The following is a 21677-nucleotide window of genomic DNA, read 5'->3' as shown; positions in this document are numbered from 1 at the left end:
CATTACATTTAAGAAAAAAAGTTATTATTAACAGAATAAATTGACTAATTAGGCGTGGCTTAAGAAGGTCTACATGTAGCTAGATCTACAGCTCTATTAGTATGTTTTGCACAATAGAGTGAGAGCGCTTTCATCTTAACGGTAAAGGAGTTTTGTGAAATGAGTTTAAAGATAGTTGTTATCGGCGGTGGCTCAAGTTATACCCCTGAAATTATTGAAGGGATTATTCGAAGACATGATTCATTGCCTGTAACGGACATTGTATTGGTCGACGTAGAAAATGGAAAGGACAAACTACAAGTAGTTGGAGAACTTTCAAAAAGAATGATTTTGAAATCCGGTAAGCCTATTAACCTGACATGGACATTGGATCGCAAACAAGCCTTAATAGGTGCTGATTTTGTATCTACACAAATCCGAGTCGGAGGATTAGAAGCAAGGGCGAAAGACGAACGTATTCCATTAAGTCATGGATTTATCGGACAAGAAACAAATGGAGCTGGTGGAATTTTTAAAGCATTTAGAACGATTCCGGTCATGATGGAAATGGCAGAAGATATTCATCATATTTGTCCTGAAGCGTGGATGATCAATTTTACAAATCCAGCAGGAATTATTACAGAAACGCTATTAAAGCATTCAGCGCACGATAAAGTTATCGGCGTGTGCAATATTCCTTTTAATATGCGCCATTCTACAGCTGAGATTTTGGATGTTTCGCCAGAGGAAGTAGAAATTGAATTCATCGGAATAAATCACTTTGTTTTCGGAAAAAAAGTGACAGTGAATGGGCTGGATTATACAGAAGAAGTGCTAAACAAATTAAAACAAGGTTTGGATTACTCTCCCGCGAATATCGTGAATCTTGGCTGGTCAAGTACATTTATCGATGCAACAAAGCTTTTGCCTAATCCCTATCATCAATATTACTTCCAAACAAAAGAAGTATTAGCCAAGGACATTAAAGCGTTTAATGAAAACGGAACGCGTGCAGAAAATGTACAAGAACTAGAAAAATCATTATTTGAACTTTATCAAAATCCAAACTTAAATGATAAACCGAAAGAACTTGAAGAACGTGGAGGTGCATTTTATAGCGACGTGGCTTGCAGCTTAATGAATTCCATTTACAATAACAAAAAAGACGTACAAACAGTCAATACCTTCAACAATGGTGCTATTCCGGATTTGCCTTACGACGCAGTAATTGAAACCAATTGCATCATTTCTAAAAATGGGGCAAAGCCCATTTCGGTCGGTCCACTGCCTTCAGTGATTAAAGGAGTGGTTTACCAAATGAAGGCATTTGAAGAACTTGTTATTAAAGCCGGTCTCTCTGGCAATTACAATGATGCGTATAATGCAATGATTATGAATCCTCTAGTGAGTGATGAAAAGGGCAGTAAAATCTTGCTAGACGAACTGTTAAAAGCACACAAAGATTACTTACCACAATTCGAGGAGGAGACAGGATGAATGGTAAAGTTACCGAAAAGTTTATTGAGATTGCGGGTAGAATTGGTGCACAGCGTCACCTTGTAGCAGTTCGTGATGGTTTTGTTTCTATCATGCCGTTAATTATTGTAGGATCACTGGCTATTTTAATCAATAACTTTCCGCCATTAGGTTCTTTCAATTTTGTAGAATGGATGAATGGCGTATTAGGTGAAGGAAACTGGCAAGCGGTCGGGGGGAGTATTTGGAATGGAACATTCGCAGTTTTAGGACTTTTAGTTGCGTTTTCGATTGCTTACAATCTAGCAAAGTCCTATGAAATAGATGGTTTGTCTGCAGGTTTAATATCTGCTGCAGCTTACATTATGCTTGTTCCAGTAACAGAAGATTGGGGATTGAACTTTGCTTGGCTGGGAGCTCAAGGTTTATTTGTTGCAATGATTCTTTCAATTGGTTTGACAGAGTTATTTCGAATTTTAGTAAAATCACGATGGACCATTAAAATGCCAGAAGGTGTTCCTGAAGGGGTTGCACGTTCGTTCCAAGCTTTAATTCCAGCAACCATTATCTTAATTTTAGTGGGTTGCTTCCAGGCCCTTATGAGTATTTTTGCCGAGATAAGTGTATTTGAATTTATCTTTATCGTGATTCAACAACCGTTACAAGGACTCGGAAATACACTGCCAGCCGCGATTTTTATTGCCTTTTTGAATCACTTATTGTGGTTCTTCGGGTTACATGGAACAAATATTATTGGCTCTATTATTGAACCACTGTATTTGCCCTTGATTCAAGAAAACTTAGAACTTTTCAAAAGTGGGGTTTCCGCATTTGATGTGCCAAATACAGTAACTAAGCCATTTCTTGATTCGTATGTATTTATGGGGGGATCAGGTACAACAATTGCGTTAATCGCAGCGATTTTTATTGTCATCAGAAAAGAAAAAAATCATCCTTATCGTGAAGTTGGAAAACTTTCTTCTCCAGCCGCAATATTCAATATCAACGAACCTGTAATTTTTGGCTTACCGATTGTACTTAATCCGGCTATGTTAATCCCATTTATAATGGTGCCTGTAACCTTAACCATCACTTCTTATCTAGCTTTGTCTAGCGGCTTGGTACCAAAGACTGTTGCCATAATTCCATGGACTACACCACCCATTTTAAGTGGTTATTTAGTGACAGGTGGGAGTTGGCGAGGGGTTGCACTGCAAGTATTTAATCTGGTGCTCGCTACATTGATGTATATTCCATTTGTTATAGTAGGAGCAAGAGCTTTAAGAAAACAAGCGGGGAGAGAATAACGATGCAAACAGTAGAAGAAATCCAAATGTTGTCATTCACGATCATTTTACATGCTGGAAACGCACGGTCTAGTTCAATGGAAGCGATTACTTTAGCAAAAAACTATAAATTTGATGAGTCTCGCAAAAAAATTGCAGAAGCCGAAGAGGAATTTACTGTAGCCCATCAGCAGCAAACTAAGCTTTTGCAAGAAGAAGCGAACGGAGAAGTCAACCTAATTTCTGTGATTTTAGTTCATGCCCAAGATCATTTGATGACAGCAATAACAGTGAAAGACTTAGCGAGTGAAATGATCGATATGTATGAAAAAATGCAAATGATTGAGGAGGCAAAAAAATGAAGATTATTTTGGTATGTTCGGCCGGAATGTCTACTTCTATGCTAGTGAACAAAATGAAAAAAGCGGCTGAAGAAAGACAGATGAACGTAGAAATTAGTGCAGTTGCAGAATCACAATTAAAAAATAATTTAGAAAAAATTGATGTCGTCTTGATTGGTCCACAAGTTAGATACCTTGAAAAAAAGATTAAACAACAAGTAGAACCACTGGGAATCAAAGTGGATATTATTAATCAGATGGCATATGGAATGATGCAAGGCGACAAAGTATTAGACCAGGCAATTGAGTTAAAGGGATAAGGTACTATAGCGGTATTCACCTACACTAAGCTATCGTTTGCTTTGGTAGCTTAGTTAATACTTATGAAAAAATGGAAAATATTGCGGAAAAAATTTGGGGAACACAAATAGCGAAGGAGTTTGAAGAAGATGGTTAGTCAACAATTTACAATTACAGATGAATTGGGAATCCATGCGCGTCCTGCAACAATTTTAGTAAACGTAGCAAACAAGTTTGAAGCAGATGTCAAATTGGTTTATAACCAAAAAACGGTCAATTTAAAATCCATACTAGGGGTTATGTCTTTAGGAATTGCATTTGGTTCTGAGTTCGACATTAAAGCTGATGGCAGCGACGAACAAAAGGCATTAAATGAATTAGAAAAAACATTGCTAAACGAAAAACTAGCCAAAATAAGTGTTCGCAAATAAAAAATACATGTGGATAGTAGGGGGATGACGATAAAAGTAAAAATACAACTCTGTCACAGCGAGAGAAAAAGGTATGTTGTTAGACATATTAACAGCGGTAGAGATACTTTTAAATACGAAGTAGACAAGTTTAAGCAATAATTTCACACTTCTAGGCACATAAATACGTATTTAAGAAGGCATGGAGTAAGTAAAGCGAAGCGTAAAATTTATTGTCCTTGTTTTATGAAGAGCGGAGTATCCTCCTTTCAACATTTTTAAGGTGTCTAGAGGACAGCACAGAGATTATAAAATGACTGAGTATCGACTGTACCTCTTACAATCATCGTCTCGAACTTTTCTGCAAAGACTGTTTTAATGGGAGAGGCGAGTGTATTGGATTATTGCTTTTCCAACAAGAGTTCATAAAATATGCCATTTAAGTACAGAAAAAAGAAGATTGGCGATAGCACTTTGTAACCGAGTATTTATTTTCGGTTGCTCTATAGAAATTTTGCCATATAAAAACATCCCAAAAGTTAGATTTAAACTCCAACTTTTGGGATGCATTACCAAGTGCTTCTTTCAAAATGGTTACTCAACAATCGCACCCGTGTGTGAAAAACTCATTTCAAATACTTTTTCATATAGACCTTAGTTTCATCTTGATCGACAATAACCCACCCTCGTTTTTGATAAAATAATACATTTTCAGTGAATAAAACATGAGTAGCCAATTTCATCTCTAAATATCCTCTATTTCTTATCTCCTGTTCTGCAAAGTTTAGTAAAAACTTCCCTAAACCTTTAGCTTGAAAGTCAGGATCTATAGCAATATTAGCAAGTGATGCATAATCTTCTTCAAATACTAATACCAATCCAGCGATTAGTTGGTTATTAAACTCCACAACCCAAACTGGAAAAAAAGCTATTTCATCTTTATAATCTACATTCATTGGAGGTAGATTGTTAATGTTTATCCTATCCGAATACTTTAAATAAGCTGAATGCATGCATTTTTGAAGCTCATCAGCATCAGTTAAAGTTGCTTTTCTTATTGTTAAAAAAATTCAAATGGTTTAAAGTTAGGAAAACACCTAAAGGAGAATAGATCATGTTAAATTCAGATTTAGATATACGCTTAGAACCACGCCTTAAAGAATTATATCAATTACATAAGGAACGTTCTGCAAATATTGATTGGAGCTATCACGAATTTATACCATGGGACAAGGCCATGTCCTTTAAACGAGTTCCTTGGGAGGAGAGTCAAGTAACTCTTCCAGAAGGTGTAGTTATTGCGGTAGAAACAGCGTTACTTACAGAAGTAAATTTACCTTGGTATACTTCGCATTTGGATTATACATTTAAAAATTCAATGGAAGTCATAAATGATTTCGTACGCACTTGGACGGCTGAAGAAGACCAGCACTCTAACTTACTGGAAACGTATTTATTGGTGACACGAAATGTTGATCCCGTAAGATTGCATCAATTAAGAAAACGAGTAGTTGAAAGTGGTTGGTTTCCGGACTTCACGAATCCTCTAGCAACAATGGCCTATACTACTTTGCAAGAGTTAGCTACACTCGTTTTTTATAATAATGTAGCTAAGGTAGCGGGTCTTTACGACAAAGATTTAGCAACATTACTTCGACGTGTAGCGAAAGACGAAGCACTTCATTATGCATTCTATCGCGACACAGTGAAAGCCCATCTTGAACTTGATCCGAATTTCATTGTTTTTTTTGAGAAAGTAATTATTAATTTTTCTATGCCAGGTGCCGTTATGCCAGACTTTAAGGATAGAATGAAAACCATTGCCATAGATACGAATTATGGACCACTCCAATACTTTGACCAAGTATTAGATGTCGTTATTAAATATTGGGATATTGCCAACTTGCAGCCTACTAGCGAAGATGCCAAACAATCACAAGCGAATATATTGAAATATCATGGGCGCTTAAAAAGAATCAAAGAGCGTCAGGAAAAAAATAAAAGGTAGTTGTATGAAAGGATTTTTTTATCATGAAAACAACTTGCGAAATATGTGGAAAAGAAACGAAAGATCAAGTAAGTTATTTGGAACTTGAAACGTGGGAATTTAATTTTTTAAAGAAAGAGAATAAAGACTTTTACTCTATTTGTTTTAATTGTTTTGATAAACATACGAATAACTTTATTGACCAAGAAATGGATCTTGAATTGAGAAAAAAACGTTCTCGTTTGGTGAATCGAGAGGTCCAAGAAGAAATCGAGGCTATTCTTGAAATCGAAAATTAATTCCTCAGCTCTATTTATGAGCCTAAATTGAATCTCTTAAAACAGTATTACAAGTACGTAATGTAGTAAAGACGCATCACTTTAGTGAAATAGATGAAATGTGGATTGATGAAAAGAGAATTCAACTAGGTTCTAATGATATTCACACGGCAAGAATAAATAATTGCATCCTTATATATGAGGAACCGAGGATACAGGCGTCGGAAAAAAGGAAAGTCATCTTCTTTAGAGGATGGCTTTTTCAGTTGTCTATCTTAATTTACAATCGGCGTATAGAAAACAGAGGATTGTCGATACTATTTTCATTTCTGAGCAAAGAATCTCATTTGGTTTTACTTACTTCATATGAATTTATATGATGAGGTTAGTCTTTGCCTCAATTCTAAAACAAAGGCTATTCTTTTCTAAAAAGTTTACTCAACAATCGTATCCGATTATGGATATAGGTAAATTGGTTAACCTTCTACAAGTCCGTAGTATTTAAGGAGTTTCCCCTCTGATTCTACGAGTAAAATTGGCCCTGCAACTTCATCCGATTCTTCAGCTGAATAAATTTTTGCACCAACAGGCAACTTGTTCGACATACCATCTTCAAAGTTTGTATCAGTATCATTTCTTGTTTTTATTTCTCCTACCTGTTCATCTTTGGTTAAAGACAGTTCTTCAACCCACTCAATTCCAGTCTGATAAATCACACCATCGAGTTGAAATATATCAGCCTTAGGGTCTAATGTTAAAATCTCTTTTGCGTCCGGATTTTGAGTTGTATAAGTTTCTGGTGTAATTGAAGAATTAGAACATCCAATAGTTGTTGATAAAATAAAAACAGACAAACTTAAAAATAATATTCGCATTCTCAGCTAATCCCTCCTTTTATCGTTAGACGGATAAAGGGTAAAGAAGTTACCTATATATTCTACAAAATGGTCCTTTTGTTAAAGGTTATGCTCTCTTAATGACATATTATTTAACCGAACATACCGATAAGCCCTTGCATTAACATTAACAATGACTTTCCATAAATACAGTCCCCATTTAACAGGAAATAAAAAACAACTCATTTAGAATTGTATTTAATTTAAGGGAAATCAGATAATTCTTTCATATACTCGAGTAATTTGATTGTACCTTATTTCAAGAATATAGTTGATAGAGAACATTTCTCGTTTTAACTAGTCTTGCTTGTAAAAAGAATTTTTAACATTAAAGTCGCATTTTTGACTAATATATTTGTCATTTTGAAACGTATCGTTTACACTTTAGTTATAAAGAGGTGAAGACATGAAAACAAAGTTAAAGGAGTTAAGGGCGAGTTTAGGTATAAATCAAACAGAATTGGCGAAACGTGCAAAGATTTCACGCCAAACCGTAAGTTTGATCGAACGCGAAGAGTTTATGCCTTCGTTGCTCATTGCAATGAAAATTGCGCGGGTCTTTGATAAACCGGTTCAAGAGATTTTTCAATTCGACGAGGAGGAGTTAGGATGAAGAAAATGTTAAAAACAAGTGGTCAGCTGATTATTGGCGCATTGGTTGGATTTTTCGGAATGCTAGTTTTACTTGAAGACGATTTTCGCATCGATTTGTCTGGCTATGCATTTATAGGCAATATTGCTCTTCTAGCAATCGCAGCACTACTAACTTTGCTTACGATATATTTCTATTTCAGCGTTTTGTCACTTACCAATCAAGAATTTACCGGAGATGATGAAGATGCCGCAGAAGGACGTATGTACAGACGGTATTCAGACGCCAGTCTTTGTTCCAACGTTGCCATGTTGATCAGTTTAGCAGCTTTAAGTGTGACTGCTATAACAGGTCAAGCTTTTTGGATGCTTGTGACAGGTATTGCTTTAGCGTTTGTCAGCGCTGCACTCTCTTTCATACTTTCTAGTCTTGTACAAAAAATGTATCCAGAGCGTGAACTTCCTTCAATCAATGACACAGATTACGCAAAAAAGTTACTAGAAGTTTCTGATGACGGAGAAAAACATGTCATGCTTGGTGGGTTATACAAAACTCATTATACGATGAATTCTCTTTTAGTCGGAGCGGTGATCCTATTGTTGTTATACTCGATTGCTTCAGATTCTTCACAGCTTTTTAGTATTTTTACGATCATTATTATCTTAACGGTCACCAACATCCAGTATCTAATCCATGTACGAAATAAATAAATCATTAATCAAAAGCACAGATTTCTGAATAAGAAATCTGTGCTTTTTGGTCGTTTATTATTCGCCGCGTGGTGGTTCTAGTAGTTGATAAACGCCACATTTACGTTAGTTTTTCTGTGGTGTTTGCCGTATACTGAGTCCCTGGGAAGGCCTTTTTTCTGTGAATTAGTTGTGGTGACTTAATTCCACAAGAAATGGTCTTCTTTTTTTCTGTTTATTCATTTGCATAACATATTTTACGCGCTCTAAATAATTGTTAAATAGAAAACTTTTGAAAAAGGGTAGCTATACAAGTAGAGAGTCGTTATAATAAAAATTAAGTTCTTATTGATAATGATTTTCATTATCAATAAGAACTTAATCAAAAAAGGAAGAAGTGAAGCGATTTGTATTCGAATCAGAGTAAAAAGAGAACAATTTTTTTAAGTATAGCGTTAATATCGTTATCTTTAGTTATCGCAGGGTGTAGCAACTCGGCATCGTCTAATACAGAAGCAGAGTCGGCAAGTGATGAAAAGAGTCAAACTATCACACATGCGATGGGAACTACAGAAATTAAAGGAACACCCCAGCGAGTGGTGACTCTTTATCAAGGCGCAAATGATGCAGCCGTCGCCCTTGGTGTAACGCCCGTTGGCATTGTGGAATCATGGGATGAACAACCCGTTTACAATTATTTAACAGAAGAGTTAGGTGAAGTTCCAATCGTCGGACAAGAAACACAGCCAAACTTAGAAGAAATCGCCAAATTGAAGCCGGATTTAATCATTGCGTCTAAAATTCGACACGAAGAAGTATATGAACAGTTGTCAGCCATTGCACCAACGATTGTTCATGAAACCGTATTTGTCTTTAAAGACACGGTTAATCTGATGGGACAAGCCTTACATAAAGAAACTGAAGCTCAAGAAGTCATCGAGGATTGGGATAACCGAGTCATTGATTTTAAAGAAAAGTTAGAAGTGAAGATGGGTGATGAAGCTCCAGAGCACGTTGCGGTGTTGAATTTTAGAGCAGATCACTCTCGTATTTACTACACCGGTTTTGCAGGATCCATTTTAGCTGAACTTGGATTTGAAGGACCCAAAAATATGCAAGATGACAGTCCAGATATCATCAAATTAACAGACAAAGAAAGCATTACAGAAATGAATGCGGATGCTTTTTATATTTTCATGGACAAAAACGATCCAGCGGTGGTTAAAACGTATGAAGAGTGGACCAACCATCCGTTATGGGAAAATCTTGACGCTGTCAAATCAAATCGAGTTTATGAGGTAGACGAAATTGTATGGAATCTTGGTGGCGGGATCATTTCAGCGAATCTCATGTTGGATGATATGTACGATCGATTCGGATTAGAAAAATAAAACGAGAAGGGGGTGGGGGAATCCCATCCCTTACTTTCTTTAATGGCTATGGAAAGCAGGGATAAATATGAGGAAGTTGTCAGCTCATAAACCTTTTAAATTAGTTGTTTTGTTTGCTTCTATTATGGTGATGATTTTTTCATTTGTTTTGAGTCTCTCATTAGGGCAAAACTCAATTCCATTTTGGACGACGATCGAAGCACTTCTTTACTTTGATGCAACGAATACCGAACACATTATTGTCACAACTTCTAGAATGACAAGAACCATTATTGCAACCTTTATAGGCGCTAACTTAGCTGTAGCAGGTGCATTAATGCAGGCGATGACGAGAAACCCATTAGCCTCTCCAGATATCTTAGGCGTTAATGCAGGAGCGTTATTTTTTATCGTCTTGTCAGCGACCTTTTTTTCTGTAGATTCCCTGCAGTCGTATATGTGGATTGCTTTTTTAGGTGCAGGAGTGGCAGGGGTCTCTGTCTACTTTCTGGGTTCACTAGGAAAAGACGGGTTGTCGCCTATTAGATTGGTCTTAGCCGGCGCTGCCATTTCTGCCCTTTTCGTTTCATTTACACAAGGGTTGCTTGTGGTTGATGAACAACGACTGCAGAGCATCTTATTTTGGTTAGCAGGATCGGTATCGGGAAGAAGTTTAGATATGATTATTCCCGTCTTGCCCTATATGCTAGTCGCCTTAATCATTGCTTTATTCTTAGGGAAACCCGTGACCATCTTACTTGCAGGAGAAGATGTAGCGAAGAGCTTAGGTCAACGAACGGCCTTGTTAAAAGTGGTCATTGGTATAGTCGTTATTGTATTGGCTGGTGGCTCCGTAGCCGTAGCAGGTTCAATTGGATTTATTGGTTTGATTGTTCCTCATTTAGTCAAAGGAATCGTCGGACCTGACTACCGGTGGGTGATTGTTTTGAGTGCTTTAATGGGGGCTAGCTTACTGCTACTGGCAGATGTGGCTGCTCGATTTATTATTGCTCCACAAGAAATGCCCATTGGTGTGATGACGGCGTTAATTGGAACACCGTTTTTCATTCACATTGCTCGGAAAGGCGTGGTGAAGAGTGGCTAGATACATTACGGTTAAAAATAAATCAGAAAATTTTTCTTTTCAAGTCGATAAAAAAACCATTACTACTGTAATAGCACTCGCTTTATTAGCTATCGCGATATTGATGATGAGTCTGTCGATTGGGAGTAGTTTTATCAGTCCATGGCTCATCATTAAAAATTTAATGGGTATTGTAGAACCGGACTTTATACTGAACGAACTGAGATTGCCACGCGTGTTACTTGCCTTTATGGTCGGCGCAGCTTTAGGCGTGGCAGGATCTATTTTGCAAGCAATTATACGGAATCCTTTAGCCTCGCCAGACATTATCGGCATCACAGCCGGAGCTTCTGCGGGCGCAATTATTTTTATTGTGGTTTTCTTAGGAACGGTTAGTGCAGTATTTATGCCGCTAGCTGCCATTTTAGGGGCAGTAATTGTCGCCTCAATCATCTATTTGCTGGCATGGAATAACGGGGTAACACCCATTCGTCTTGTATTAATCGGTATCGGAATCGCAGCTGCGATGAAAGCGATTGTCTTAATGATGATTGTGTTGAGCGATACAGCTGTAACCACCAAAGCCTATCTCTGGTTGACCGGCAGTTTATACGGTTCAAATTGGGGACATGTCTATTCGATGTTACCTTTTGTTCTCCTATTTATTCCGTTGACGGCTTTTCTGGCACGTTCTGTAAGTGTCAAGGAATTGGGAGATGATATTGCGACTGGGCTTGGTGTGAAAGTTCAATCTAGGCGTTTTTTGTTGCTACTGATCAGTGTTGTTCTTGCGGGAACGGCGGCAGCTTTCGCGGGAGGAATCGAATTTGTTGGCTTAATCGCACCACACATTGGGCGGTTACTGATTGGTCGCTCATTTGCTGCACTTATACCGGTATCGGCATTGATTGGCGGAATGATTGTGGTGTTAGCTGATTTTGTGGCGCGCACTGCATTTTTACCCTTAGATCTTCCGGCGGGCGTATTTACGGCTGCCATTGGCGCACCATTTTTCATTTATCTCCTATTTCGAAATCGAAATGGATAATGCGGTAGAAAGGGGACGAGGAAATACGTATGTTAGAAGCACATTCTTTATCCTTAGGCTATGGTCAAACTAAAGTCATTGAAGATTTACAATTAACCATCCCAAAAGGAGAAATCACCGTTTTTGTTGGAGCCAATGGCTGTGGAAAATCGACCTTGTTGCGATCTTTAGCAAGACTTATCAAACCACAAACTGGAGAGATTTTGCTAAATGGGATGGGGTTAAAAAAACAGTCCACAAAAGAAGTAGCTAAGAAACTGGCTATTCTTCCTCAAACTCCGTTAGCTCCAGAAGGTCTAACAGTTTTACAACTAGTTAAACAGGGCAGGTATCCTCATCAGAGCTGGTTAAAGCAATGGTCGGAGGAAGATGAGTCTGTCGTCAATCGTGTGTTAGAACTAACCGATATGAAAGAATTTCAAGAAAAAACGGTGGATTCGTTATCAGGTGGTCAAAGACAGCGTGCCTGGATTGCGATGATCCTTGCTCAAAAAACAGATGTTATTTTATTAGATGAGCCAACAACCTATTTAGATTTAGCGCATCAAATCGAAATTTTAGATCTTCTGTTTGAGTTAAATGAAAAAGAAAACAGAACCATCGTGATGGTTCTTCACGATTTAAATTTAGCGTGCCGTTATGCGCATCACATTGTAGCCATTTGCGATAAGAATGTTTATTCTCAAGGCAAACCAGAAGAGGTGATCACCCCTCAAATGGTTAACGATGTATTTTCCATGCGCTGTGAGATAGGGAAAGATCCCTTATATGGGACCCCTGTATGCATTCCATATGGCAAGGGTAGAAAAATTTAAAGAAAGGAGTTTTTCGATGAAGCCTAAAGAGATTTTTGACGTAAATATCATTGGTGGTGGACCCGCGGGACTTTTTTCTACGTTTTATAGTGGATGTCGTGAGATGAAAGTAAAATTAATCGAGTACCATTCAGTGCTTGGAGGAAAACTAAATATTTATCCCAAAAAATTAGTTTGGGATGAAAGAAATTTTAACTAGCACGGTTTTGTAAATAAGAATAAACGAAGTAAGGCACTTGAGCAGTTAGAGGTTCAACTAACTATTCAAGTGCCTTATCTATATTCTTTTTGTGTTATGAAGTTATTTCTAATAATAGAGGATTGTCTTTACTATTCCTCTATTATTATGTCCACACTTTCTACTATGAAGCCTTACTGTTGAAAGTATGATCAAATAAAAAAACCTCCTTACTGGAGGTCTCTTAAGATTATTTAGTCTTCTAGGTTTTTTAAGAAATCTGCAAGTCGGTTAGAAGCATCTTTAAATGCTTTGTCTTCGTCTCGATCTCCTATACCAAGAATCATGACGATTTCTAACTCGTCCTCTGTTCTACCTGTAATTCGATAAATAACTCGAATGCCACTACCTTTAAACTTCAATTCCTTACAACCATGCAACTTCATATTTCGCTTGTTTTCAAGTTCTTTTCCAAGTGTATCAGCCCGTGTTCGTAGCTTTGCTAATCCCTTATTCACATGTCCTTTTACGCTGCCATCTAGCTTATCGTATTCCCTTTGAGCCTTCTTATCGAACCGAATCTTAAACCGATCTTGGCTCATTTATTCGAATAACTCGTCATCTGCAACTTCATCGGGATCACTAGACATAATTTGAGCATAGCTAGTTTCTCCTACAGCTTCGCGTAGTGAGATAGAGTCTTCGGGATGCGCATCAGCGTATTCAGCACGACGGGCGATTTCGTCCATATAAAATAATTCGCGGTACGTTTCAAGCTCTTGATACATTTTGAGGTAGTGTGCGTAATCTAACACAACACTGTCGAGCTTGTTGTTGGCCAAAATATATTGGGGTGATTTTTTTGCAGCAGCTCGTACTTTGCCGAACGTTTTAGAAGCAACTCCAGCTGCTGTGATTTGTTCATCGCTGAACTTAGGTCTTTCTGGAATATGAATACCCATCGTGATCAACTCCTATTATTTCATTTAAATAAAGTATACTATAGAACATTATTCGAGAACAGAAAAAGTCTGTAGTATCGTACGTGTTTTCGTACGTATTATTTAAATTCTATTTTTTTATATCTATTATTTTTAATTTTTTAGGAATCGCCATAACTAATATCGATTAGTTATGGAAATAGAGGATTGTCTTTACTATCGTCTTTTTTTACGCACGATCTTTCACTCTTTATTGCTTGCTCTATGTAAATTCACACACAGAAAAAGGATGCACTTCTGTAACAAGAAATACATCCCTTAGTAGAGAATTATTCATTTCAATAAAATCACGCGATAATTTACTACCTTATTTATATTCGATTTTCATGTCGTCGACATATTTTTTGCCTTCCAATAATGTATATCCAAATAGTTCTCGTGCTCTTTTAATTGCTTTAACGTCATTACCTTCCTCGATTAATCTTTTGATTTCAGGATCAATTGGACTTTCAGGAATATTCATCCCTTTAGACAATTGAGTTAACGTGTGTTTCATCCCTTTGATTTGACCACTAAGTTTAATGACCGTAGCAAATAAATAAAGAATGAGAACGAGAATTAATATTTCTATAAAGTTAGATTCCACCTAAATCCCTCCTCGTCATAAGTAAAACCAATTTTAACATATACTAGATGATCAATATCCCTATTTATGGTTCTATCCATGAATATACGACTTGGTTATAGTATCAAAGGAATGTTGATACAGTTCTTATTTCCAAGCAGAAGTCTCATTTGGAACTTAATAATCGACTCGAGCTACTGTGAATCATTGTGCATAACTCATAAAAAAATTTTAGTGGTATTTAATTACTTTTAATTTGAAATGAGGAAACTACTACATTATCAACAAAGACTTTACAGTGGATACTAAAAAATCCTCCTAGAGTCACTTTTATACTCTTTGATTCATTCCCTTTATTCCTAATAAGGCCCTGTAAGGTCCCTCTAAACGATAAGCCAAGATTTTCATCTTGCAATTCTCCATCGACATACAATTTCTCACCTCTAAACCATCTATTCTCAATTTGTATTTGATGATTCTCATACGTAGCTTCAAATACCTTTTTCATTCTACTATCACTTCCTTAGCGATTTTTGTAGGTTATATAAAATTAGGCTATTCTAGTATTACATCCAGTAGAAAATGCATTCTCTGTTCTCCTTAACTTATATACGGCTGAATGCCTTATCGGTTTCAATTCATTAAACTGTCCTATTTATTGGAGGTGAACCTTTTATAATTACATAATTGATTAAGCCAATATATCAAAAAGCCATGATACTACTGTTCCATTTTGCAAGTACATTTTATTACTATTCGGTTAAAAGATAAAAGAATGTCAGAATATCAAGCGTAGCTTTTTAATAAACTTTCTTTAACGTCACTTCGGATTACTTGCGGTATTTCTCTCTTTGGGCGCAACCCATAAAGTCCAATCTATGTGGTTCTTCCAAATACTAAGGAACGAGAATTAGTTTCTATTCTCGATTTTACTTTGACTAATCTTGGACGATTGTATCGTTGAATTAAGCAAAAGGGGATATGAATGAAAAAATTAACTATAGCACTTATAAAAGCCATCAGAAAATACTCGTTCGGGTTAACAAATATACAAAGAAAACCCAATACAGCGATGATCAAATGCCCAAATTCAGCATAATATGTTTGTGAAATCATTTTATCTAGATATGCAGGATTTAGTTCATTATTTAAACCTTTAAGAGTAGAATTCATAACCGGCAATTTATCTTTCCATTTTTTAATTCGTATTGATTTGTATAAATTACTTTCAAATGATTTTTCTTTGAAAAAGAAATTTTTTTGAAAAATTCCTTTAGGTAACAAAGGAGTTCCTAAAAAAACGCTATAGTTGAGTAGAAACCAAAATGAGGTATTAACGATGATCATATAGATGGTAAATGACAAGTTATCACCCCTTTAATTAAATTTCAGCATACATCACCAAAAAATGGAGTATTTGTTTAAAGTTAATTTTCTTTACTCATCTATTTCTTTAGTCTAAGTGCCAGTAAGTTACAAAATTCAACAGTTTCAATGGCAATAACTTCCCATAAATATACCACTTAAGTATAAGGCATAGAGGATTACCTATACTAAAAATATAATCTTATGAACTAAATCCCAAATAAAGATATTTATTTAATATCTATTATTCGGACTTAGTTCATTTTTTATTTAAAATCTGTTTTTATGATTGTAAATGGAATTCAACAACAAATATTACAATTTAAAGGTACTTTAATAGCTATTTGTGATAAATTAGTATTAGTTAATGATTTACTAAGTAAGATAAAAGGCATGCATTCATTAAAAGTAGACAAATAGATTTTCTCTTTCTCAAAGTTAAAAAGGAGGTACTCGCCATGTTCGTTACTAAGAAGACCTATCAAGAAGCTCAGGATAGAATAGGAGCTTTGGAAAAAGAATTAGAAGAGAAAAATGTTCATTTATTACTGCAACAAAGTGAAAATAAACATTTCAAGCAAGATTTTCAAAACTTGCAAGGTGATTATAGCGCTTTGCAAAACCAGCTGGAAGAGATGAGTACGACCATCGATAACTTAGAAGTATTAAAAAGACAAGTAAGTTCTTTCGAAGCGAAAGTCGAGGATAATAAATTAGAGATATTAGCACTCGAATCTCAAATAAATGAAAAAACTACTCATCTGAATTTCTTGAAAGAGAAAATTCAAGAAGATGAAACGTTTCTTAATAAAGTAACTAATGAGAGAACTCAAACATCACTTGAACTTTCGAATCTAATTGAAGAAGTCAATCGTACTGCTGAAGATAGATATCTCAAAGCTACAGAGATTGAGAGGGGACTTATTGAAGAGTTAGATCAGAAATTAGAATTTCAAAAAGAGCAAGTGAAGCAGCACCAAAACGACTTAGTAGAGTTAGAAGAGCAATTGATCAATAAAGAGAAGGTTCTTCATAACTATCGAGAATTGAAAGAATCATTTGTCATGGCTAGAGATGAACGGAACTTTCAATCAGTAGCGTTTTACAAAAAAGATTTCCCCTTTACGACAACCGAAAAATTTAAAGATGAACTTAATGATAACTATCAAAAGCAAAGAGAAATGATTAAACAAAAACGTGTGGTGATAGAAGGGACTTCCTGGACCGTAAATGGTAGCCTACGTGAAGGCCGAAAGATGACTGACTTAAATATCAAAGGCATGATTCGTTCTTATAATATTGAATGCGACAATGCTATTGCTTCTTTAAAGTATGCTAACTTTGACACTGTGGAATCAAGAATGGATAAATCACTGGCTTCAATAAACAAACTAAACGCAAAGAACGCGTTAGTGATTTGTGATGAATACCATCAATTGAAAATTGAAGAATTAAAGTTAGTGTATGAGTTGAAATTGTTCGAGCAAGAGGAAAAAGAAAAATTACGGGTCTTAAGAGAAGAAGAACGTGAAAGAAGAAAAGTGGAACGTGAAATCAAAGAAAAGACGGTGGAATATAATAAGCACCAAAAAGAGGTAGAGAAAGAGCTATCCGCATTGCACAAACAAAATATTGAGGCTAATGAAGATGACAGTGCAGTGCTTAATAGAATAAACGAGTTGTATGATTCTTTAGAATTAATTGAGAAGAAAAGAGAAGAATTAGAGTATATCCATTTAGTAGGCAAGTCGGGGTATGTCTATATTATCTCTAATATTGGGGCATTTGGTAAAGATGTTTATAAAATTGGGATGACGAGACGGCTAGAACCTGCTGATCGGATCAGAGAATTAAGTGGGGCAGCTGTTCCATTTGAGTATGACGTTCATGCCATGATTTTAACAGATGATGCACCTCATTTAGAAAGTCACCTGCACGCTGCTTTTAATACTGATCGAGTAAATCTCGTAAATAATAGAAAAGAATTTTTCAATGTAAAATTAGAGCAGATCAAACAAGAAGTATTTTCAATTGTTGGGAAGAACGTAGTTTTCGAAGATGAACCGACTGGAAAGAATTACTACGAATCTTTAGCTATAAAAAATGCGTTAACTAATCAAAATTCAGATTATGTCGGTCTTGTTCTCTTGAATTGAACGAAAAATGGTAATTTTAAAAATGAGAAAAGAGTTGGTAACATGGCTGGAGAAAAAGAATTCGATATTAGTTTACCACTCCAAACAATAGAAACTCTTAATTCTCTTAGTTCCTATTCAGATTTTGTAGAAACAAAATTAAGAAAAGAAGTTCAGCTATATAATGATTTAACAGCAAAATATAAAGCAGGAGATTTTTTCTCGTGTCCAAAAGAAATTTACGGAAAAGACTTTGTGAATTTATCAAGAATGACCTTGTTAAATAGTATTTATGCATTCACAGAATATATGTTAGTAGAAACGTGTCTTAATCATGCATCTTTAGTGGAGACAAAAATAGAAAAATTCAAAGATTGGAAAGGTAATAATGACATATGCAAAGCTCAATATTATCTTACTAGTGTTGACAGCACTCATTTTAAACAATTTAAAGCAGAGTTCGCCCTACTTAATGAGTGTCGATTGGTAAGGAATAAATTTGCCCATAAGGGCGGAAAAGCTTCTAATCTTAAAAATACTATTAAATATTTTCACAAGAAATTAGGAATAGATTCTATAAAAACAGAATCTGATTTTATAATTATAGGAGAAAAATTCTGTGATGGAGTCATAGAGAATAATATTAAACTAACGAAGGGCATAGCTGAATGGGCTTATACATTAGAAGTTAATGGACCAAGAAGAAAATAATGTCTTCATTATCAAAAACGATGGTTTATAAGAGTCAGAGAAGAATGCGTCAATTTTCTTCTCTGGCTCTTTTGCTTTGTCTCATTACTTTTTTCAAAATCAATCTATCATAAATGGTGTTTCACAATGATTTTGAAAAGAAATGAGGAGGAAGAAAAATGACGGATTTCAAATTGGCAATTCACCAGGACACTCTGGAGACTCAGAAACGTTATCACAACAGAAAAATTCATATTGAAAAAAAGATGGAGGAAATCCCAAAACAATATGAGGGCGATATTCGGAAATATAAGAACTATTGCTGCGGCACAGGCCAAGTAATTGGCACAGAAGCGATGCTTGATTATTTGTACATCTCACTGACTGAACAGCAAGTTAAGAAAACAACATGGGAACGCCGATTGGCAGCTATAAGAAAGTACTTGAGTGTCATTCATAAAATAGATCTTAAAGGAGAAGCTAGGGTAGCATACGAGCTTTCAGGCATACGAAAAATGTATCAGGAAGATCAATACGCTCATTTGACTCAAGTTCGAGGAAAGTCAGCCATTGATAAGAAAGAGTTGATGGATATGCTCAATTGTCTCCCGATAAGAGCAAAGGCGATTTGTCTAGTAAATTTAGTAACCGCTAACAGACCTAGCGAAATGGTACGGTTAAAAATAAGTGATTTCGATATAAGAAACAAATGCGTGCATGTTTATTTGAAGAAGCAAAAAAGATGGCATACGAAACGGCTCACGTCAGAAGTTACCCAAGCAATCGGCGTATACATACGCGAATACCATCTGAAACCAGATAATTACTTTGTGGGGAGGATGTATAAGAATGGACGTTATGAAAGCACAGCCATCAGTGAAATCGGGTACTATCAATTTTTGCAGCGTTGGACGGGGCTTACCGGGTACAACTTCAGGAAAAGCCAAGTGGTAGCGATGCACGCAGCCGGTGCAGATCTATCAACTATCGCGCAACAAACCGGCCATCAATCGCTGGAAACGTTAATTCAACATTATCTTACCGTATCTGAAGGAACCATTGATAAATATCTATAAAGAAATGCATTATCAAAATGAATTTTAGAAAGTAAAAACAGGAAAGGACTGTTGCTTTTTGTGGCAGTTCTTTTCTACTTGCAACGCAGATATTCATTCGTTGAACTACCGGTAGTTATAGATAAATGAGAATTGATAAAGCTCATTTAAAAAACAAAATACCACCCTAAAATACTTGTTCTTTTGAAAGTAAATAAATTATGTAATCAAAATTATTGGGAATTTAAGGTATAATAAATGTAAGTCAACACAGAATTTACTAAGAGAAAAAGCAGAGAAGGAGGAAAAAATGAATTTTGCTATAAACAAAGGGGATAACACAGAAGAATTTATTGATTCACTCAAAGAGATTTATTCCGTTGATCAGTTAAAACAACTAGCAAAAAAGAACTTATATGTTTGCCCGTACTGCCAAGTATCTATGCGTGTCAGGTCAGGAGATGATAGAGGAACTTATTTCGCGCACCCTTCCAACTTGGCTTGCTTAGAATCTAAGCAAGTAGAGCGTGCGTATCGCCAGTACAAAAAACAAATTCAACGAGAATCCTTTCGGCATCCGGTACTGGTCAGTCTGATCAAAGACGAATTAGACACAGCAGCCACTGGAAGAGATCTAGTTGAGATTACGGAAGGGTACCGTGTTCCACGTTTTAAGAAACACTTTCCGGATTTATATGTACAAATAGGCAGCAAAGAATGGGCCATTACGGTATTAACAGATATGACAGAACATGAGAGCTTGGAGCATAGTCGGAACTTCAAAGCACGGCATCAGTACTTCATCGAAAATGGGTTAATACCACTTTGGTTGATCGATAAAGCGAATTTTGCAGCCGAAACGATGAAGAGTAGTATTCTATTGTGGGAAATCGAGTGGTTGAGTTCACATACCAGCAAAGAGGATCACGCCTGGAAGAATGAAATCGCAACTTATACAGACCGAGAAGAGTTGTTTAACGTGTCGGCGTATACTACTTCAGCGCTGAGTTCAAATCGGAAAATAGACCTGAAAAGCATTTACTATATTTCACAGATTGAAGATAAAAACTATATTCGTGTTTTTCGCTTTATTGATGACGCAAGAGGTGAAATCTATAGAGGATTTCTGATTGGTGAGACATCAAGAGTTCCGTTTAGCCAAGCACTTCATATCGAGAATGAGGCATTCATGCTACGAGATCCGGAACAAGAGCTTTCTTTCCGGAAGACGTTCAAAGAGAGTGTCTTGCAAGCTGTGGAGAGGAAAAAGGAAAGGGAGAGACAGATTCTTGAAGAGCAAGCGCAACAAAACGCACTTCTCCAAAGAATCAGAGAAGAAGAGAAAGAAGCTGCAGTTGCCCCAGTAGAGGGAGAGAAGACAGAAGAACTTCAAGAAGCTGTTCCACAAATCGAACCATCGGTTTCTTCACCGCGAGCAGTTTCAGCATCCACTGCCATGAGCCCCCAGGAAAAAGAACTGGATGAACGTTTTCGCCAATATTTTTATGAACTGAATAGAGGAAAGGTCCGAAACTTAGCCTCACACGTTCCCGAAAAGAAATATAAAGAGTTTCTAGAAAGAATGAGAACGACACGAATAGAAGGCGCTAGTTATATCTTGTCTTCCAATCATGTTTGGAGACCCATTATTTTAACATGGCTAGAAGAGAATTATTACTTAGAAAATTGGACGGTTTCTGTGCAATTGATGAAAGACATTCTCAAAAATGCTCAAGTTGAATTTACAGAAAACCGTGAAGAGATTTTAAAAGTCCCCATTAAAGATTTTCTTATGGTCTACCAAAAATCACTTAAAAGAGACTTGAAAGTAAAAAGTAGCTTCAGTATAAAGAGTTGAAAAAGGGAAGTATCCAGAATGAAGGGAGACTGAAAATTGAAATGTTCTAAATGTGGGAAAGAAAATAATAGCTACATGAAAAAATGTAAGTACTGCGAAAATAGGTTTGTTCCTTTAGAGGCATCTGATAATGTGCTTGGACGTTGTGAATGTGGTTGTCCAGTGCCATTAACCAACGGGAAAGGCTATTGTGTCAATTGCAAAGAGGAAGTATACAGTTTCGAGTTAGGCTCTTACTAAGTAACGAATCCTTTGTTTAAAATGATTGTGTTCTATATT

General features: G+C 36.3%; 24 protein-coding genes and 1 pseudogene. 18 read left to right on the top strand and 7 right to left on the bottom strand.

Annotation, left to right across the window (positions count from 1 at the left end; genetic code table 11):
* The first annotated feature begins 159 nt into the window (after window positions 1–159).
* The 5 genes from AJGP001_RS10080 (at window position 160) to AJGP001_RS10060 (ending at window position 3813) form a co-directional block, all read left to right on the top strand.
* Complete coding sequence (locus tag AJGP001_RS10080) at window positions 160–1476, top strand: 6-phospho-beta-glucosidase (RefSeq protein ID WP_078080502.1); 1317 nt, start codon at window positions 160–162, stop codon at window positions 1474–1476.
* A complete protein-coding gene (locus AJGP001_RS10075; protein ID WP_078080501.1) occupies window positions 1473–2762 on the top strand; it encodes a PTS sugar transporter subunit IIC in 1290 nt (429 codons plus the stop codon). Before AJGP001_RS10080 ends, AJGP001_RS10075 begins: the two co-directional genes overlap by 4 nt.
* A gap of 2 nt (window positions 2763–2764) precedes the next feature.
* Window positions 2765–3103 (top strand): PTS lactose/cellobiose transporter subunit IIA, encoded by a 339-nt coding sequence (locus AJGP001_RS10070; protein ID WP_078080500.1) that lies wholly within the window; start codon window positions 2765–2767, stop codon window positions 3101–3103.
* Window positions 3100–3402, top strand: a complete 303-nt coding sequence (locus tag AJGP001_RS10065; RefSeq protein WP_058385091.1) for a PTS sugar transporter subunit IIB — start codon at window positions 3100–3102, stop codon at window positions 3400–3402. Before AJGP001_RS10070 ends, AJGP001_RS10065 begins: the two co-directional genes overlap by 4 nt.
* A 129-nt stretch (window positions 3403–3531) precedes the next feature.
* On the top strand, window positions 3532–3813 hold the full coding sequence (locus tag AJGP001_RS10060; RefSeq protein ID WP_078080499.1) for a phosphocarrier protein HPr: 282 nt from the start codon (window positions 3532–3534) through the stop codon (window positions 3811–3813).
* 605 nt (window positions 3814–4418) lie between these two features.
* Here the strand turns inward: AJGP001_RS10060 and AJGP001_RS10055 are convergent.
* On the bottom strand, window positions 4419–4805 hold the full coding sequence (locus tag AJGP001_RS10055) for a GNAT family N-acetyltransferase (RefSeq protein WP_078080498.1): 387 nt from the start codon (window positions 4803–4805) through the stop codon (window positions 4419–4421).
* 101 nt (window positions 4806–4906) lie between these two features.
* Between AJGP001_RS10055 and AJGP001_RS10050 the strand changes: the two genes are divergently transcribed.
* Entirely contained in the window at window positions 4907–5800 is an 894-nt protein-coding gene (locus AJGP001_RS10050) for an acyl-ACP desaturase (protein WP_058385095.1), read from the top strand.
* Window positions 5801–5823: 23 nt separating this feature from the next.
* Window positions 5824–6078 carry a hypothetical protein gene (locus AJGP001_RS10045; RefSeq protein ID WP_058385096.1) on the top strand — a complete coding sequence of 85 codons (255 nt, stop codon included), beginning with the start codon at window positions 5824–5826 and terminating at the stop codon, window positions 6076–6078.
* A gap of 455 nt (window positions 6079–6533) precedes the next feature.
* Here the strand turns inward: AJGP001_RS10045 and AJGP001_RS10040 are convergent, their stop codons facing one another.
* Entirely contained in the window at window positions 6534–6932 is a 399-nt protein-coding gene (locus AJGP001_RS10040) for a hypothetical protein (RefSeq protein ID WP_071153773.1), read from the bottom strand.
* Between the two features lie 427 nt (window positions 6933–7359).
* Here AJGP001_RS10040 and AJGP001_RS10035 point away from each other — a divergent pair, with 427 nt between their 5' ends.
* The 7 genes and pseudogenes from AJGP001_RS10035 to AJGP001_RS10005 form a co-directional block, all read left to right on the top strand.
* Entirely contained in the window at window positions 7360–7566 is a 207-nt protein-coding gene (locus AJGP001_RS10035) for a helix-turn-helix transcriptional regulator (protein ID WP_071153772.1), read from the top strand.
* Window positions 7563–8255: a DUF3169 family protein gene (locus tag AJGP001_RS10030; protein WP_078080496.1), complete on the top strand. Its 693-nt coding sequence runs from the start codon at window positions 7563–7565 to the stop codon at window positions 8253–8255. The genes AJGP001_RS10035 and AJGP001_RS10030 overlap by 4 nt, the downstream gene beginning before the upstream one ends.
* A gap of 386 nt (window positions 8256–8641) precedes the next feature.
* Complete coding sequence (locus AJGP001_RS10025) at window positions 8642–9625, top strand: ABC transporter substrate-binding protein (RefSeq protein ID WP_078080495.1); 984 nt, start codon at window positions 8642–8644, stop codon at window positions 9623–9625.
* Between the two features lie 67 nt (window positions 9626–9692).
* Entirely contained in the window at window positions 9693–10709 is a 1017-nt protein-coding gene (locus AJGP001_RS10020; protein ID WP_078080494.1) for a FecCD family ABC transporter permease, read from the top strand.
* Window positions 10702–11736, top strand: coding sequence for a FecCD family ABC transporter permease (locus AJGP001_RS10015; RefSeq protein ID WP_078080493.1), 1035 nt, complete (start codon window positions 10702–10704; stop codon window positions 11734–11736). The genes AJGP001_RS10020 and AJGP001_RS10015 overlap by 8 nt, the downstream gene beginning before the upstream one ends.
* 29 nt (window positions 11737–11765) lie before the next feature.
* Complete coding sequence (locus AJGP001_RS10010; protein ID WP_071153770.1) at window positions 11766–12551, top strand: ABC transporter ATP-binding protein; 786 nt, start codon at window positions 11766–11768, stop codon at window positions 12549–12551.
* Between the two features lie 16 nt (window positions 12552–12567).
* Window positions 12568–12732 (top strand): annotated as a pseudogene (locus tag AJGP001_RS10005) (thioredoxin reductase); the annotation flags it as partial.
* Between the two features lie 251 nt (window positions 12733–12983).
* Here the strand turns inward: AJGP001_RS10005 and AJGP001_RS10000 are convergent.
* From AJGP001_RS10000 to AJGP001_RS09980, 5 genes are all read right to left on the bottom strand, one after another.
* Window positions 12984–13331, bottom strand: coding sequence for a type II toxin-antitoxin system RelE family toxin (locus AJGP001_RS10000; RefSeq protein ID WP_006828305.1), 348 nt, complete (start codon window positions 13329–13331; stop codon window positions 12984–12986).
* Window positions 13332–13691: a hypothetical protein gene (locus AJGP001_RS09995; RefSeq protein WP_058385105.1), complete on the bottom strand. Its 360-nt coding sequence runs from the start codon at window positions 13689–13691 to the stop codon at window positions 13332–13334.
* 346 nt (window positions 13692–14037) lie between these two features.
* On the bottom strand, window positions 14038–14316 hold the full coding sequence (locus AJGP001_RS09990; RefSeq protein WP_071153768.1) for a hypothetical protein: 279 nt from the start codon (window positions 14314–14316) through the stop codon (window positions 14038–14040).
* A gap of 220 nt (window positions 14317–14536) precedes the next feature.
* Complete coding sequence (locus tag AJGP001_RS09985; RefSeq protein ID WP_071153767.1) at window positions 14537–14803, bottom strand: hypothetical protein; 267 nt, start codon at window positions 14801–14803, stop codon at window positions 14537–14539.
* Between the two features lie 368 nt (window positions 14804–15171).
* Window positions 15172–15660, bottom strand: a complete 489-nt coding sequence (locus tag AJGP001_RS09980; RefSeq protein WP_078080492.1) for a glycosyl-4,4'-diaponeurosporenoate acyltransferase CrtO family protein — start codon at window positions 15658–15660, stop codon at window positions 15172–15174.
* A gap of 458 nt (window positions 15661–16118) precedes the next feature.
* On the opposite strand from AJGP001_RS09980, the gene AJGP001_RS09975 reads away from it, so the two are divergent.
* The 4 genes from AJGP001_RS09975 to AJGP001_RS09960 all read left to right on the top strand — a co-directional run bounded on the left by AJGP001_RS09975 (window position 16119) and on the right by AJGP001_RS09960 (window position 21398).
* Complete coding sequence (locus AJGP001_RS09975) at window positions 16119–17816, top strand: SNIPE associated domain-containing protein (protein ID WP_078080491.1); 1698 nt, start codon at window positions 16119–16121, stop codon at window positions 17814–17816.
* A 42-nt stretch (window positions 17817–17858) separates the two neighbouring features.
* Window positions 17859–18506, top strand: a complete 648-nt coding sequence (locus AJGP001_RS09970) for a hypothetical protein (protein WP_071153765.1) — start codon at window positions 17859–17861, stop codon at window positions 18504–18506.
* 158 nt (window positions 18507–18664) lie between these two features.
* Complete coding sequence (locus AJGP001_RS09965; RefSeq protein ID WP_071153764.1) at window positions 18665–19561, top strand: tyrosine-type recombinase/integrase; 897 nt, start codon at window positions 18665–18667, stop codon at window positions 19559–19561.
* A 289-nt stretch (window positions 19562–19850) separates the two neighbouring features.
* A complete protein-coding gene (locus AJGP001_RS09960) occupies window positions 19851–21398 on the top strand; it encodes a competence protein CoiA family protein (RefSeq protein WP_078080490.1) in 1548 nt (515 codons plus the stop codon).
* Window positions 21399–21677: the final 279 nt, after the last annotated feature.

Origin of the sequence: Planococcus faecalis, assembly GCF_002009235.1 — a bacterium.
GTDB lineage: Bacteria > Bacillota > Bacilli > Bacillales_A > Planococcaceae > Planococcus > Planococcus kocurii.
The sequence above is the reverse complement of the archived record's forward strand: the minus strand, read 5'-3'. Positions and strand labels throughout refer to the sequence as shown.